The 13,969-nt window shown below is 68.0% G+C and carries 10 protein-coding genes; 5 read left to right on the top strand and 5 right to left on the bottom strand.

Translation table 11 applies throughout. The features are described 5' to 3' along the window. Positions 1 to 14: 14 nt before the first annotated feature. The 3 genes from ACZ63D_RS02010 to ACZ63D_RS02000 are packed head-to-tail and all read left to right on the top strand — an operon-like array spanning position 15 to position 2,716. On the top strand, positions 15 to 857 hold the full coding sequence (locus ACZ63D_RS02010; protein WP_465352422.1) for an alpha/beta fold hydrolase: 843 nt from the start codon (positions 15 to 17) through the stop codon (positions 855 to 857). Positions 858 to 914: 57 nt separating this feature from the next. Further along, a complete protein-coding gene (locus ACZ63D_RS02005; RefSeq protein WP_465352421.1) occupies positions 915 to 1,961 on the top strand; it encodes a 2,5-dihydroxypyridine 5,6-dioxygenase NicX family protein in 1,047 nt (348 codons plus the stop codon). Then, positions 1,958 to 2,716: a maleate cis-trans isomerase family protein gene (locus tag ACZ63D_RS02000; protein WP_465352420.1), complete on the top strand. Its 759-nt coding sequence runs from the start codon at positions 1,958 to 1,960 to the stop codon at positions 2,714 to 2,716. Before ACZ63D_RS02005 ends, ACZ63D_RS02000 begins: the two co-directional genes overlap by 4 nt. 48 nt (positions 2,717 to 2,764) lie before the next feature. Here the strand turns inward: ACZ63D_RS02000 and ACZ63D_RS01995 are convergent, their stop codons facing one another. Next, positions 2,765 to 3,622 carry an LLM class flavin-dependent oxidoreductase gene (locus tag ACZ63D_RS01995; protein ID WP_465352419.1) on the bottom strand — a complete coding sequence of 286 codons (858 nt, stop codon included), beginning with the start codon at positions 3,620 to 3,622 and terminating at the stop codon, positions 2,765 to 2,767. Between the two features lie 87 nt (positions 3,623 to 3,709). Between ACZ63D_RS01995 and ACZ63D_RS01990 the strand changes: the two genes are divergently transcribed. Next, positions 3,710 to 4,183, top strand: coding sequence for a MarR family winged helix-turn-helix transcriptional regulator (locus ACZ63D_RS01990; protein ID WP_465352418.1), 474 nt, complete (start codon positions 3,710 to 3,712; stop codon positions 4,181 to 4,183). Between the two features lie 122 nt (positions 4,184 to 4,305). After that, the gene (locus tag ACZ63D_RS01985) at positions 4,306 to 5,466 is read left to right on the top strand and encodes a toll/interleukin-1 receptor domain-containing protein (protein WP_465352417.1); all 1,161 of its coding nucleotides are present in this window, start codon (positions 4,306 to 4,308) and stop codon (positions 5,464 to 5,466) included. Here the strand turns inward: ACZ63D_RS01985 and ACZ63D_RS01980 are convergent. Genes ACZ63D_RS01980 through ACZ63D_RS01965 form a run of 4 tightly spaced genes read right to left on the bottom strand, consistent with a single transcriptional unit; the run spans position 5,463 to position 13,759 of the window. After that, a complete protein-coding gene (locus ACZ63D_RS01980; protein ID WP_465352416.1) occupies positions 5,463 to 7,946 on the bottom strand; it encodes an RNaseH domain-containing protein in 2,484 nt (827 codons plus the stop codon). The genes ACZ63D_RS01985 and ACZ63D_RS01980 overlap by 4 nt on opposite strands. A gap of 13 nt (positions 7,947 to 7,959) precedes the next feature. Continuing rightward, a complete protein-coding gene (locus ACZ63D_RS01975; protein ID WP_465352415.1) occupies positions 7,960 to 11,157 on the bottom strand; it encodes a hypothetical protein in 3,198 nt (1,065 codons plus the stop codon). Further along, positions 11,154 to 12,311: a pPIWI_RE_Y domain-containing protein gene (locus ACZ63D_RS01970; protein WP_465352414.1), complete on the bottom strand. Its 1,158-nt coding sequence runs from the start codon at positions 12,309 to 12,311 to the stop codon at positions 11,154 to 11,156. Before ACZ63D_RS01970 ends, ACZ63D_RS01975 begins: the two co-directional genes overlap by 4 nt. After that, positions 12,308 to 13,759 carry a PD-(D/E)XK nuclease family protein gene (locus ACZ63D_RS01965; protein WP_465352413.1) on the bottom strand — a complete coding sequence of 484 codons (1,452 nt, stop codon included), beginning with the start codon at positions 13,757 to 13,759 and terminating at the stop codon, positions 12,308 to 12,310. Before ACZ63D_RS01965 ends, ACZ63D_RS01970 begins: the two co-directional genes overlap by 4 nt. Between the last annotated feature and the right edge of the window lie 210 nt (positions 13,760 to 13,969).

The following is a 13,969-nucleotide window of genomic DNA, read 5'->3' as shown; positions in this document are numbered from 1 at the left end:
GAAGGAGTTCCCGCATGTCTTCTGTTTCCGACCGGGTGCTGACCCAGTCCGCGCTCGCCGAACTGGCGGACGTTCCGGCGACGAGCGTCTGGGTGCGGTCCGGTTCCGTCCGGCTGCATGTGCTCGACTACGGCCCGGCCGACGGCGTCCCGCTCGTGGTGCTGCCCGGAATCACCAGCCCGGCGATCACCATGGACTTCGTCGCGCGCGAACTGACCGACCTGGTCCGCCCGCTGGTGCTCGACATCCGCGGCCGCGGCCTGTCCGACGACGGGCCGAGCTACGACCTCGACGCTTACGCCGCCGACGTCGAAGCGGTCATCGGCCAGCTGAACCTGTCCGCGCCACTGCTGTTCGGCCATTCGATGGGCGCGCGGATCGCCGCCAAGGCCGCGCGGTCCGCTCGGGGCACGATCCTGGCGGATCCGCCGATGAGTCACGCGAACCGGCCGTATCCGACCACTTTGGACACTTTCGCCGCCCAGCTGGACCAGGCCCAGCGCGGAACCGACGCGGACGAGGTCGCCGCCTCGTGGCCGCGATGGCCGCGCAGGGAACAGGAACTGCGCGCCGGATGGCTGGCGTCGTGCTCCCGGACCGCGATCGCCGCGACGCACGCGGGCTTCGAGTCCGAGGAATTCCTTCCCCTGTGGGAGAAACTCGCCGGACCGGCGGTGCTGCTGTACGGAATGGACAGTCCCGTGGTGACGCCGGAGGACGTCGCCGCGCTGCGGGAAGCCAACCCCGCGCATCCGCTCGTGGGCGTCGAGAACGCCGGGCACATGATCTTCTGGGACGAACCGGAGGCCGCCCTTCGGACGCTGCGTTCGGCGCTGGAAGGCCTGCTCTCGCGCTGAGCCCGGCATGTTTTTCGTACTCGGATAATCCGTATTCGGACAATCAAGGAGGTCGCCATGGACCAGAACCTGTTCAACGACATCTGCTTGCGCCAGCTGACTTTTTCCGGCGTGCACGAGGGGGAGACGGTCGTCGTGCTGACGCGCGGCGCCGAGCGCGCGGAGTACGCGGACGCCTTCCTCTGGGCCGCCCAGCAGCTCGGCGCGGCGACGTATCACATGCGGCTGCCGTCGCCGTCGAGCGCGTCCGGCGCGTGGGCGGTCGGGGACTCCGGCCTTGACCAGCTGCCGCTCGCGGTGGAGGCGCTCAAGGCCGCGGACATGGTCGTGGACTGCACGTTCCTGCTGTTCAGCGAAGAGCAGTTCGCGATCCAGGCCGCCGGCACCCGGATCCTGACCGCCGTCGAACCGCCCGAGCTGCTGGCCCGGCTGATGCCGACGAAGGAACTGCGCGAGCGCGTAGAGATCGGCGCGGAACTGCTGGCCAAGGCCAAGACCATGCGGATCACCAGTCCACACGGGACGGACGTGACCTACCAGCTGGGCGTGTACCCGACGATGAGCGAGTACGGCTACACCGACCAGCCCGGCCGCTGGGACCACTGGCCGGCGGCGTTCGTGTTCACCGGCGGTTCCGACGACGGCGTGGACGGCAAGATCGTGCTCGCGCCCGGCGACGTGCTGCTGCCGTTCAACACCTACGTGCAGACGCCGGTCGAGCTGACCATCGAAAAGGGCTTCATCCAGGACATCCGCGGCGGCGCGGGCTCGTCCGGCCTCGACGCCGACCTGCTGCGCAGCTACATCGAGTCCTTCCACGACCCGCGCGGCTACGGCATGTCGCACGTCGGCTGGGGCCTCGACGAGCGGGCGCACTGGCACGGGCTGACGCAGTTCCCCGGCGGCATGGGCATGGAGCTGCGCAGCTTCTACGGCAACGTGATGTTCTCGATCGGCCCGAACAACGAACTCGGCGGCCCGAACGACACGGCCTGCCACTTCGACATCCCCATGCGCGGCAACAGTCTGTACCTCGACGACGAGCTCATCGTCGACGCGGGCGAGCTGACCGTGAAGGAAATGCGCCCGGCGGCGAAACGATGACCGACCACCACATCGGGATGATCGTCCCGAGCTCCAACCTGACCATGGAAACCGAACTGCCGCGGATGCTGCGCGCCCGCGAGGAGCTGTACCCGGAGGACCGGTTCGTCTTCCATTCCGCCCGCGCGCGGATGCAGCACGTGACGCCGGAGCAGCTGCGCGCGATGAACGCCCAAGCCGAACGCGCCGCCGCCGAACTGGCCGACGCGCGGCCCGGCGTCGTGGCGACCGCCTGCCTGGTCGCGATCATGGCGCAGGGGCCGGGTTATCACTGCACCGCCGAGGATTCGATCACTTCGGCGTTGCGCGCGGAAGGCTCGGACGCGCCGGTGGTCTCGTCGGCGGGCGCGCTGCTGTCCGGCATCGCCGCCCTGGAGGCGAAGCGGGTCGCGATCGTGACGCCGTATATGAAGCCGTTGACGCAGGCGGTTGTCGAGTACCTGGAGGACGCGGGTATCGAGGTGGTCGACGCGCTCTCGCTGGAGGTGCCGGACAACCTGGCGGTAGCGCGGCTGGACCCGGCGGATCTTCTTGCGCACTACCGGAAACTGGACCTATCGCGGGCGGACGCGCTGGTGCTGTCGGCGTGCGTGCAGATGCCGTCGCTGCCGTCGATCCAGCCGGTCCAGGACGCCGTGGGAATCCCGGTGCTGTCGGCGGCCACGGCTACGACGTTCCGGATTCTCAGCGAGCTCGGGGTACGGCCGGAGGTGCCGGGGGCGGGGCATCTGCTGAGCGGGAAGGTGGCTGCCTAGCCGCGGAACCCCGAGGACAAAGCCGGTCCTCGGGGTCCTCTGCGTCGGCTAACGGCGGGCAGCCACCAGTTCGCGAACCCGCGGCGCGACCTCCCGCGCGAACAGCCGGATGGCGTCCGCGGAGTCCACGGACAGGAGGAACGCGCTCATCCCCTGCGTGAGCGCGAGTTCGGCGAGCTGACCGGCCCATTCGGCAGTGCTGCTCGACGGAATTCCCGGCAGGTTGTACAACCGCCGGATTTCGCCGGGGGAGCGGCTTGCCTTGCGGGCGGCCTCGTCGATGAGCGCGTTCGCGGCGGGCAGCCGGTCCGGCGGGACGCGGGTCATGCTCGGCAGCCAGCCGTCCGCGGTGCGGCCGATCAGGCGCAGCATCCGGGGGCCGAGCGCGCCGAGCCAGATTTCCATCCGGTGCGCGGGGAAGGGGCCGGGCGGAGTGCCGGTGAGCCGGTGATGGGTGCCGGAGAAGTGAGTCGGCGGCCCGGATGTCCACAGTGCACGGATGACCTGGATCGCTTCCGTGAGCGCGTCGAAGGCTTCGCCAGGGGTGTACCGCGGACCGCCCTGGGCCGCGATGTCGTCCCAATACGCGCCAGCGCCGAGGGCGAGTTCGGTGCGGCCGCCGCTGAGCAGGTCGAGGCTTGCCGCCGAGCGGGCGAGCACGGCGGGCGGGCGGAGCGGCAGGTTGGCGACGTTGGGGAACACGCGCAGCCGCTCGGTGCGCGCCGCGATGACGCTCAGGACCGTCCACGCGTCGAGAAGATCCGGACGGTACGGGTGGTCGGGGACGCTGAGCAGGTCGAGCCCGGCCGTGTCCGCGGCTGCGGCGAGCCTGGTCACCGCGCCGGGCTCGGCGGTTTCGGGCAGGAGGATGACGCCGAACTGGAGGTCGTGGCCGTAGTCAGGCATGGGTCGCTGGGCCGATGGGGAGAAATCGTGTCATGGCGACATGATTACCTGACGGAATTATATCTGTCCAGCGGGTAGGATCCCGGCATGGACGAACTGCGCCCGCCGACCCTGCTCGCGCTGCCGTCGTACCTGGCCGGGCACGTCGCGCGGATCGGGCGCCGGGAACTGGCCGGCGCGCTCGAGACGCACGGTCTCCGGCTGCCGCACTTCGCCGTGCTCGCCGGGCTTTCCGACTTCGGGCCGCTGGCGCAGCACGCGCTCGCCGACCGGCTGGGTCTCAACCGGAGTCATCTGGTGGGCTATCTGGACGAGCTGGAGCGCCGCGAGCTGGTCGGGCGGGAACGGGACCCGGAGGACCGGCGCCGTCAGCGGGTCGCGCTCACGGAGGCGGGGAAGGCGCTGGCGGGGGAGCTGGGGGCGGAAGCCAGGCGTTCGCAGGACGTGCTTCTTTCGGAGCTGTCCGCGAAGGAGCGCGAGACGCTGATTTCGCTGCTTCGGCGGGTGGTGGTCGCGGACGACCGGGCGCGGTCCGGAGTTGTCGGCTGGCGCGGCCAGTAGGCGGACGCACTCGCACGCGCTCGAATGTATATCGGCGAAGCGTGGCGGTCATCCGCTGCGGTGCGGGCCGACAGTAGTCTGCCAGTGGCGCCATCGCGAAGGTTTGGGAGGAACCTCAGCACATGACGGACAGGAACATCGCGGTCAAGCTCGCGGTAGTCGAGGACAATGGGCGAAGAATCGACACAGCTCCGGAAGAAGCCGCCATTGGCGCGCTGCGCCTCCTTCCGTGGCAGATCCATCCGGTGGAGAAGGCAGCGGACGATTTCGCCGGGTCGGCTGTCTATCTCGTGAAGGTTAGCTACGAACTGGAGCTCGAGCAGGATCTGCCGCCGATTCGGTGGTACGAATTGGGGCTGAAGTTCGGCGACGACGCATCGGTGACCGTTGTGGACGCTGTGCCCCGCACTTCACGAGTTCCGCAACCTGCCGCTGCGTACGATCTCACTCGTTATCTCGAATTTGCTCCGGCGGGCAAGCCGGGACAGGTGCACTTGAGCGAAACGAACGGCGCGGTCTACCGCCACGGGGTGCCCGGTTCGTCGGTTCGGTGGCGGCACGCGTCCGAGCATCGCGACGGGGTCGAACCGGGCTCCAGGTCCGGATGGCTGGCGCTGGTGGTCCCTGACGGCTGCGAGCGCCTGCCTGTCACCCTCTCCGCACGCTTTGACCTGCGAGCCGACTCCGATTCGCCTTATTGGCCGGTGCAGGAGCCGGTTCGCTTCGACTTGACACTGCGCGACGAGCAGCTCAGGCCGCCGCTGACCCCGGCGGCGCCCGGCGGGCGAAGGGCCTTCGACACCGGTGAACCGTCTGCCTTCATCTGCTACGCGCATGATGACGCAGAGCACAAGGAGAACGTGCGGCGATTTGCCGACGTCTTGCTTGCCGAAGGAATCGACGTTCACATCGACCAATACGCAGACGTTCGGCGAAAAGACTGGGGGCACTGGGCGTATCGGAATCTTCGGCACCGGGATTTCGTGCTCGTCATCGCTTCGCCTATGTGCCGGGCCGTGGGTGACGGCGACGCCGCGCTTGAAAAGCATCCCGGTCTGAGAGCCGAGTTCGATGCGCTTCGCACGCTCTACCAGCGCAACCCGGATTGGCGGCCTTATGTGCTCCCGGTCGTGTTGCCGGGGAATTCGGAATACGAGATCCCGCTGTTTCTCGGTCCTGCACCCAACGACTACTACCGCATTGCGGACTACACACCGGAGTGCGTCGCGAATCTGCTGCTGGTCATGCGCAGCACAGAGCGGCGGACCTGGAGCCTCCGCTAGTCGTCCTCTTCGGAGGAGCGGTGCTCCGGGTGGTCGCGATCCGCAGCGAGGCCGAGGTGCAGAGGGCCCGGGGCAAGGGTGCGCCCGTCCCAGGCGATCGGCTGCTCGCACAGCCGTGCGGCAAGCGCGGCCAGTTCGGCCGGGTCCCGGCCGCCGGCGTGGACGACCGCGAATTCTCGTGCGGTGTAGGCGTGCCATGCCGTGCCCAGTTCCTTTTGCAGGTCGTGCGGGAGCGTCCAGCGCGTGTATTTCGTGCCGATCCTGCCGAACGGCGCGGCGAGGGTTATCGATGTTCCGGCCAGCAGCCAGGAGGGAACGCTGGTGTCTTTAAGCCGATAGACTTTTCTGCCCGGGGCAGCGGGCTGTTCTTTGTCCGAGAGAGGTTGCCCCTCGTTTTCGCGGGTGACCGGCCGGCCGAGGTCCTCCATGTCCGAATGCGAGCGGACGACGGAAATTTCTGCGCCGCGGGCCCGCAGCGTGTCGCCAGGCAGTTCGGCTTCTCCTGCCTGAGCGTTGAGCAGGCCCGGCCACACAGACCGGGTCGCCTGAGCATCCACGAAGACGACAACCGGAACCGCTGCGAGGTCACCGGTCACAAGCATCTGAAGCCGACGTTCGACCTCGTCGCGAGTCGCTGCTCCCTTGTTCCCGTACCTTCCGAGGCCAAGCGAGCCGATAGCGCCGGCATGGAAGTCGGTGACGCCGTCGGCAGCGCGCACCCACTTCCGTTGCTTCTCGCTGTAAGCCAGCACCCGCCAGTGCTCAAGATGGTCCGGGTCGGCGAGGACAGCGGTGAGGACCAGGACCAGCGCGGCGGAACCTTCTCCGGTCCGCTGCGTCCTGGCGCTGATGCCGACCAGCAGGTTTCTGCGAGTCAGCCGGACCTTCAGATCGGGGCGCGCGATCGCGGTCCGCATGCGTTCGTCGAGCACGCCGGCGGAGCGCAAGAGATCCCGCAGCGCGGCTCTGGCGGCGTGCTCTTTGGTCGAGGTCGTGCTTGCCCGCGCGCCTTTGGGCAGCACAGCCGGTTCTGTCGCCAGGAACTGAGTAGGGATCCCGCGGTGCGCGAACAGCCGGCGCAGATGCGGTTTCGCGTCCAGCGCGGGCTTCTCGTACTCGCGATGAGCGAGATACTCGGTCTCCACCCATGCGGCGACAAGGGTTTCCGGGTCGGAGGGCAGCCCTAGCTCGTCGAGCGCCTCGGCACGATTGGGCGTCGAATGGTCGAGCAGCTTCGGGCAGTACCGGGCCGCGATCTCGAAGCGCTCGTGCACCGCGGTCGGCGCGTCGCCGCCGCGCGGGCGGACGCCGGTGAGCTTCTCCAGTTCGTCGAACATCCGGTCTCTGGCTTCGGTCGTCCGGTAGAGGCAGACGATGACGAGTTTCTTCGCTCCGGTCGGTCCCACCGCGGCCGCAGTGATGCCTTCCGCGGGGTATTTCTTCACGCGTGGCGGCAATTTGATCGCCGGGTCGGGCTCGTAGACGAGTGGTGTCAGCAAGGGCAAGTGGCCGGTGATGTGCTCGTGCAGACGCGCCATGAACCGCGGGCCGAGGCCACTGCCCAAGGCGTGGAAGTTCGCTGCTCGCAGCTTCGGCCTGAACTGAGACGGCCACTCGCCGCCGGGTTGCGGCACTTCCAGGGGCGCCAGCTCGCACTCGGCGAGGATCGTGGCTATCGCGGGGTCGAAATGGCGGATCCAACGCCGCTCGCCGTTCGCCTGCTCCCAGTGCCCGGTGACCGGCAGGTAGGGGACCGGTGCCTCCCCAAAGTCCCGTTCGACCCATGCTGCCCGGAAATACCTCAGGTCCGGGTCCAGCCGGGAGAGGTGCGCGTCGAAGGCAAGGACGAGGTCTTCGAGACCCGGCCGGGTGGCTAGCCGGACCGTCACGTTGGCCATCGACCACGCAGTGCCGTCCGGGCTCTTGATCAGGTCGTCGCGGTGCCACGCGACAAGCCTGCCGGCAGTGTCCATTCGCAGCTGGATCGAGTGGGCGGGGCCCAGAGCGAGAGGCGCAGCGGCGAGGAAACGCGCAGCCTGCCACGCTGCCACGCGGAAGACCCACGGCGGTGCTTCTGGCGCATGTCCCGGGCGCAGCTCCAGAAAATCGCTGAAAGGGCGGGAGGGTTCCGGCTCGGGGATAAGCCCGGCAAGAATGGGGGCCGCGCCGTTGCGCTCATGGCGTTCCCACGCGCGGACAGCAATGCGGAGACGGCTGTCCAGCGCGTCATCGGGCGTCAGCAGGAGGGCTTTGGCACCGGCCTCGGTGTCGCGGCCGCGGAGCTTGCGCTCGCCGAACAGCCGAACGGGTTTGCCGGTGGCGGCGACCAGACCCGCTGCCAGCGCACCGTAGGTCGGCCGGTCGCCGGGCAGCGTATTCCAGGCTGCCACGAACTCCGAGGTGAGCGGATAGGCGGTCACCGTGCCGAGGAGTTCGTCGACGTGTTTGCGCGGTATGCGGTAGGCCAGCGTGGTCAGCACAGAACTCTCCCCATCAGACATTCTTTGCCGCGTAGTCGAGAAACGCCTGAAGCGTGTCGCCGTAGAACTCGTTCATCCAATGGCGTTGGTCCGGAGTCCAGGCGCGTTCGAGCCGGGTGACGAGCGAGGCGAACCCCGACCCGCGCTTGTCGTGGAAGGCGCCGTCCACAAGGTGCAGAACAGCCGGTGTCCCGCCGCGCCGGGCTCTCCCGACGAGCTGGATGGCTCCCACGATCATCTCCGCGGTCACTGCGAGCTTGACCCGTTCCGGTTGCGCTTGGAAGTACGGGAGGCAGTGGACGATCTTGTCGAGGAACATGCCCGCCGTGCTGCGGCGGTCTTCCATCAGCTTGACCGGTGTCGTGGAAGGTCCCGGATGGTCGGCGAGCGCGGCGGCTTGGATGTGCGCGACGAGTTCGGCGGGTTCGTCGATCACCGGCACGGGGCGCACGATCAGCCAGACCGAGCCGAGGGCCGACCGCGAGCCGGCGCCGATGATGTTGACGCCGCGCTCCACTCGGGCGAGTGGAGCGATCAGGATGTCGGCGTCAGGCAGACTCGGAAACTTCTCCAAACGATCGGCATGCAGTTCCTGCCAGAGCCGGCCGTCGGCGAGTTCGCCGCGCGGCGGGATGGCGAGGCAGATCCTCGGCGGGTGGACGCCTGCCTCCGCTAGCCCTTCGGCAACTTCGCGTCCTGCCGCGTAGGACGTGGTCGCGAGAAGCACCCGGCGCCGATCCGGATCCTCCCTGTCGAGGCGGTCGAACTCGGCGCTGAGGTAGCTGGTCCAGAGCCCGGCGGAGATCTGCCTCACGGCGGCCGACCTTGCCGGCCCCTCGACACCGGAAATCCGCACCGGTGTCCGGGCAGGGCCGGGCACGATCGCCGCGTGCACGCTGACGCGCGCTGAGGAGTCGTCCCGTACCCACCACTTCGGCTTCGTGTGGAGGTGGTGACGCGGGGCCCGGGGAAAATACGACGTCGCCGAAAGGCCCAGGACGATCCGGCGGGTGCCTGCGTGCGCGAGGGCAGTGAGATCGCCTAGCGTGACCACATAGGTGTGCGGATCGCCGCCGAACGCGGCAGTCGAGAGCTTGGCAGGCTGAACGCCCGTGTCGTCGAAGTGTTCGGTGAATGCGAACACAAGACGGCCCAGAGGACCGGTCGGAGTCGCTCGCCACCGGCCGTAGGTGCCGAGCGCGTCCGCGACGGCTTGCGCCGACTCGATCCCCGCGTCGACGAGCTGCGAGTTGTTCGACATCAGCCGGTGCAAGAACAGGCGAAGGCGTTCCAGCATGGTGCGTCGGATGATCCAGTCGGCAAACTCGCGTTGGTCGTCCGCGGACAAGTGCGTCACCAATGCGAGGGCGGCGCTGCGCGCGTCGGCGATCGCGGCTCCCGCGGTGCCGCTGCCGATCAGGCGATCGAGCTGGCGACGGGCCGCTCTGAACTTGGCAGACGCGTCGCGGGGCGGTTCCGGCTCGCCAGGGAACAACGTCGTGAAGGCTGTCTGCTGCTCGTCGGTGAGGTTTGCTGCGTCGGTCGCGAAAAGCTTTTCCATGAGCCAGCTGTCGTGCCGGCGAGGCACGATCCACGCGCGCCCGGGCCCGTACTTGCGTTTGCCTTTGCGAGACCGGGCGGGCCCGAGCCGCTGGTAGGTCAGATGGCTGACGTAGTTCTCGGACAGGTACCGCAGCCCGAAGAAAGCGTCGCGCACGTTTGCGTCTACGTCGTCGTGAAGCGCCCCGTGCGCGCCGGCGAAATCCGTGTCGAGTCGTCGCAGCGGCGTGGCGGTCTGCCTCGCTTCGTCCAAGACCAAGCCCCGTCCGGAGTGCTCGATGGCTTGTTGCTGGAACTCGTCCACCTCGTCGATCACCACGATCTGGCACCGGCGCAGCAGCAGTTCCTCCACACTCAGCCGGTCGTTGCCGCCGTACCCGTCGTCGACGGGTGTCTGGAGAACGCCGAGCAGCAGGTTGGCGTGCGACGTTACGATGACGTCTGCGGTGCAGGCTGCCCGGGAGGCGCTGAAACGGCCGCAGCTGGAACGCCACGGGCAGGCGTACGTCTTGGTGGTCGCGTCGGGACGCGGATCGTGAAGCGACGCACAGGGTTCCCTTCCCGGCACCCACGAGTCGACTGCCTCCGAGCTCGTGGCTACGGCGGCGAGCGCGCATCCGTAGCCGAACCGATCCCACACCCAGTCGCGGTCCGGTCCGCTGGCATCCGGGTGTGCAGTAACCGTCTCGGCCACGTCGATCCGGGAACGCGGTGACGTCAGGGCAATCACTTCACCCTTCTTCTGGAGGGCAGTCGCGGCTGTCTCGATCTGGTGTGCGGCTTTGACGACGTCGGAATTGGTCGGCAGCACGAATGCGACCACGCAGCCAGCGTCGATAGCCCAGCAGGCGAAAACCTCGATGAGCACCACTGACTTCCCGAAACCGGTGTAGGCAAGGAGTTCATTGATCGACCCCGCGGTGAGCTCGAGCCCGGAAACCGCCTCTGGTCCGGCCCCAGAGCGAACCGACCGTTCAAAACGCTCAACGACCTCGACACGGTGATTGCCCGCGACATCGGGGCTGTGGTCCAGGTCCGCGGCCAGCTTTTTGAGCTCTGCGAACGGCACGGTGACCTGGTCGGCTGCCGGTGCATCAACGACGACCGGCATCGGCCGTCCTTTGTCCCGGTGATGTGGCAGCAGGTCGAAACGGAAATTGGTGTACCTGTCCCGGGAAGCCGAGAGGGGCACGCGCACCGTCGAGGTGTAATGGCCAGGCGGTGCTGGACGAAGGCTGCGGGGCCGGGCTGCGAAGAGCTTGTCGAGCTCGCCGAGAGCATTGTCGACGAATGCGGCCAGAGGCATACCGGGATCGAGGAGGACGATGTCGCCGTCGCCGCGTCTGCAGCCGCTGATCTCTCCGGCGGCGAGCATGCGGTCGAGCGACTCTCCCGCTCGGTGTGCGTTGGCGTAGTCGTTGGTGCGTCGCTTGAGCAGCCTGGCGATGCGGAGCCGTTCGGAGACGTCGAGATCGTCCCAACCTGCCCACGAGGTGATGTGGCCGTCCAGCAGATACAGGATGTCGGCGCGGGCGGCTGCCGCCGCGCCGTCGCCGGTTTCGTGAGGAAACAGCCTGGCGGCGAGCCCGACTGCGGCCTTGAACAAGTGCGGGCCTACGCGGGCCTGCCCCGGATCGCCTCGCTCGGTCACGCGTTCGCCCTCCTGCGAAGATTGAGGATCCTGGTGCGAAATCTCGTCTCGGTGGTGACTCGCACGCCGGGCGGCACGGCTTTTTCCAGAGCGTCCAGTTGGTGCTCGTGGGTGACCGGAAGCACGATATCGGCGGTGGGGCGGGTCGCCGCGAGATGATCGACGAGCCGCCCGATCGATTGGTATTCCTTGAGATCCGCCTGGTACTCGTGGTTGCCGACTTTGACGTGCAGGTCGTAGCTGTCGGCTCCCGGCCACAGCTCCACGTCGATCCCCGGTTTGTCGAGTGCTCGGTACAGACGCAGTTCTGCCGCCCCGGGAACCACCACGAAGCGCCAGACTCCGGCGTTGACGCAACGGGCGCCGGCTGCCGGCGCGGCCTTCGGAGTCGCAATGCGAGGGCCGGTGTCGATGCGATCGAGCACAGGCTTGGTGCCGACCGGCTTCCGCCTGATCCGGTACGACGCAGAATGCGGCCGGTACCGGCACCGAACGCGGTCGCCGGCTACGGCCATCGGCCATCGGCACATCGGGCACGGGAACCACCATGCCTCGCTGTTCCGGTCTCGGTGCAGCTGGTCTTCCGAAATTTCTTCGTATCCGTACGGAGCCAGCTTCGCGCCTTCTTCGCTCAGCTGCTCCCGCAGTGCGTCAAACTGCCCGGCTGGGTGCTCGATGAGGAACTTCCGGGAAGCCACATAGTCTTCCTGTCGTCCGGTCGCAGTCATCGCCGCATAGGCTTCCTGCCGGATCTGGTCGGCCCGCATCCGCGTCCAGGTCGGCAACCACGCGGCCCGCCCGATCGCCTCTCCGAGCGGTGCCGAGTACTCGCAGGCCAGATCGTAGACGGCTGCGGTGAGCTGGCCGTTCTCCAGCAAAATCATCTCGGCTGCTTCCGCTTCCGGGCAGTCCTGGAGAAAGGGGAGGTCGCCGAGGCGACGGTGCAGAGCCTTGGCGAGTTCCGAGGGAGTCGACGGGCCTCTTCCTGGCCCGTGCGCGGCCATCACCACGCCGGTCATCCTCGCCACCTCGCGCAGTGCCCCAGGCTGTTCGTGCCGCTTCGACCAAGCGTAAGCCGCACGCACCGCGGCAGCGACGACTGCGCGCCAGGGCGGCAAGGGATCGAACTGGTGGTCGTGCGTCGTGCCGTTCATGCGAGCGGTTTGCGCGCCGACGGGCACCAACGGACGAAACCGCAGTTCCGGCAGGCATTTCCGGGGCGCGCGTGCGGAGCGGTTCCGTCGAACATGGGAGTCGCGAGTTTTGCCAGCTCTGCGCGGGCAGCTGCGAGGACGACCGGGGCGGTCACGTCGAGTTCGGTCAGCACCGGACCGCGGCCGGTCAGTTCTTCCAGCTCGACACGCAGCGGCACGCCGGCGTCGGTGAGGAATCCGGCTGCGGAGAGACAGACAGCCAAAGCCAGTTGCGGGTACTTTCCGAACAGGTTGCCCTGGTGCGGCGATCGGGTGGTCTTCGTTTCGCGGAGTGTCCAGCCCATGCCGTCGTGGTAGAGCAGATCGGTTTTGGCCACGATCAGCGCGCCGGCTTCCGGGTCGGAAACCGCTACAGTCTGCTCGCTGCGCACCTGGGCGTCAGGAGGCAGTCCCGCCAGCGGGCAGACCACAGCGTGGTCGCCGATCATCTGGATCGCCAGGCGGGCTTGAAAGCCGTCGGGGCCCGCCCATTCCGCTGCCCATTGGCCGGGGTCGTCGGGAACCTCCGCGGCCCGGCATTTCCGGCGGGGGACCCGGCCGTGCTGTTCCTCGAGCCATTCGTGCACGTCGCGGCCGCGCCGGGCCTCGTCATTGTCCTCAGCTGCTCGGTCCCGAGGAAAGCGGAGTTCGCTGAACCGGGTGCGCGCGGGGCATTGTGCGTGTTCTCTGCCATCGGTCACTGACCATTGCCGGCGCGTGCTCCCCGAATGTGCCGAGACGCCCAGAATCCCGGGCACGACCGGCACAGCGGGGCAGTCGCCCAGGAGCGAGCAGCTGGTGCAATCGCTCCCGGGACGATAGACGCCGCCCGCGGCGAGCGCGGTCGCTTCGCCGGCGGCGTATTCCTGGTAATGGTGCAGTGCTTCTTCCCGGGAACCGTCGAAGAGGGGCTGAAAAGTTCCGTCTTCGCAGCCGATCTCCACGATCCTGATCCGGGCCGGTGCGGTGAACCGCGAGAGGGTGTACGGCTTCTGGGAGTTCCACCTGTTGCCGAGTACCTCGCTGGCACCGGCGAGGACACCGGCCGCGAAGGCGACCTCCGGGTCCGTTTTCCGGAGCGCGAGCTCGTCGTCCGGCAGTTTGCGCACCTTCGCGCGGAGGACGCGCAGTTCCCGGAGGCCCGCGCCTTCGTACCGCCGACCGGTCACGGTCTCTTCGTAGACCAAGCCATCCGGGAATCGGTGCTGCCTCGCCCACTCCCGGGACACGGGCTCCAGCGCGCCGGCTTCTGTGCCCGGCTCGGCCGCCAACGACGCATTCGCAGCGAGCGCTTGATCGACTGCGTGCTCAGTCCAGCGGGCGAGCTCCGGAGCAGGCTCGGCTCGTCGGTTCCATTTCTGCAGCGCCGCGTTGAGCGGAAGCTGGTCGAATTCAACGAAGTCGAGCACTGTCTTCACCGACGACATCGCCGACGGGCTGGCTGCGGCCCGCGCCGCCCCTCTGGAAATCCGCTCCGGGCATCTGTGCGCGATCCCGCGAACTTCCCAGGAATGAATTCGAACCAATGTTCGAGCATTGCCAGATTCCTGCATTTCAGCTGATCTCGTCATTTCCTTGTCCTCCCCTGACCCGCAACCGAACGGGGCGCCTCGTCGATT

The sequence above is a fragment of the Amycolatopsis sp. NPDC104775 genome, from assembly GCF_055583325.1.
The sequence above is the reverse complement of the archived record's forward strand: the minus strand, read 5'-3'. Positions and strand labels throughout refer to the sequence as shown.

Bases quoted from the DNA above. Each gene is read 5' to 3' on its own strand.
- ACZ63D_RS01970 (WP_465352414.1), bottom strand. From the start codon at position 12,311: ATGAACGGCACGACGCACGACCACCAGTTCGATCCCTTGCCGCCCTGG.
- ACZ63D_RS02005 (WP_465352421.1), top strand. From the start codon at position 915: ATGGACCAGAACCTGTTCAACGACATCTGCTTGCGCCAGCTGACTTTT.
- ACZ63D_RS01995 (WP_465352419.1), bottom strand. From the start codon at position 3,622: ATGCCTGACTACGGCCACGACCTCCAGTTCGGCGTCATCCTCCTGCCC.
- ACZ63D_RS01990 (WP_465352418.1), top strand. From the start codon at position 3,710: ATGGACGAACTGCGCCCGCCGACCCTGCTCGCGCTGCCGTCGTACCTG.
- ACZ63D_RS02010 (WP_465352422.1), top strand. From the start codon at position 15: ATGTCTTCTGTTTCCGACCGGGTGCTGACCCAGTCCGCGCTCGCCGAA.
- ACZ63D_RS01985 (WP_465352417.1), top strand. From the start codon at position 4,306: ATGACGGACAGGAACATCGCGGTCAAGCTCGCGGTAGTCGAGGACAAT.
- ACZ63D_RS02000 (WP_465352420.1), top strand. From the start codon at position 1,958: ATGACCGACCACCACATCGGGATGATCGTCCCGAGCTCCAACCTGACC.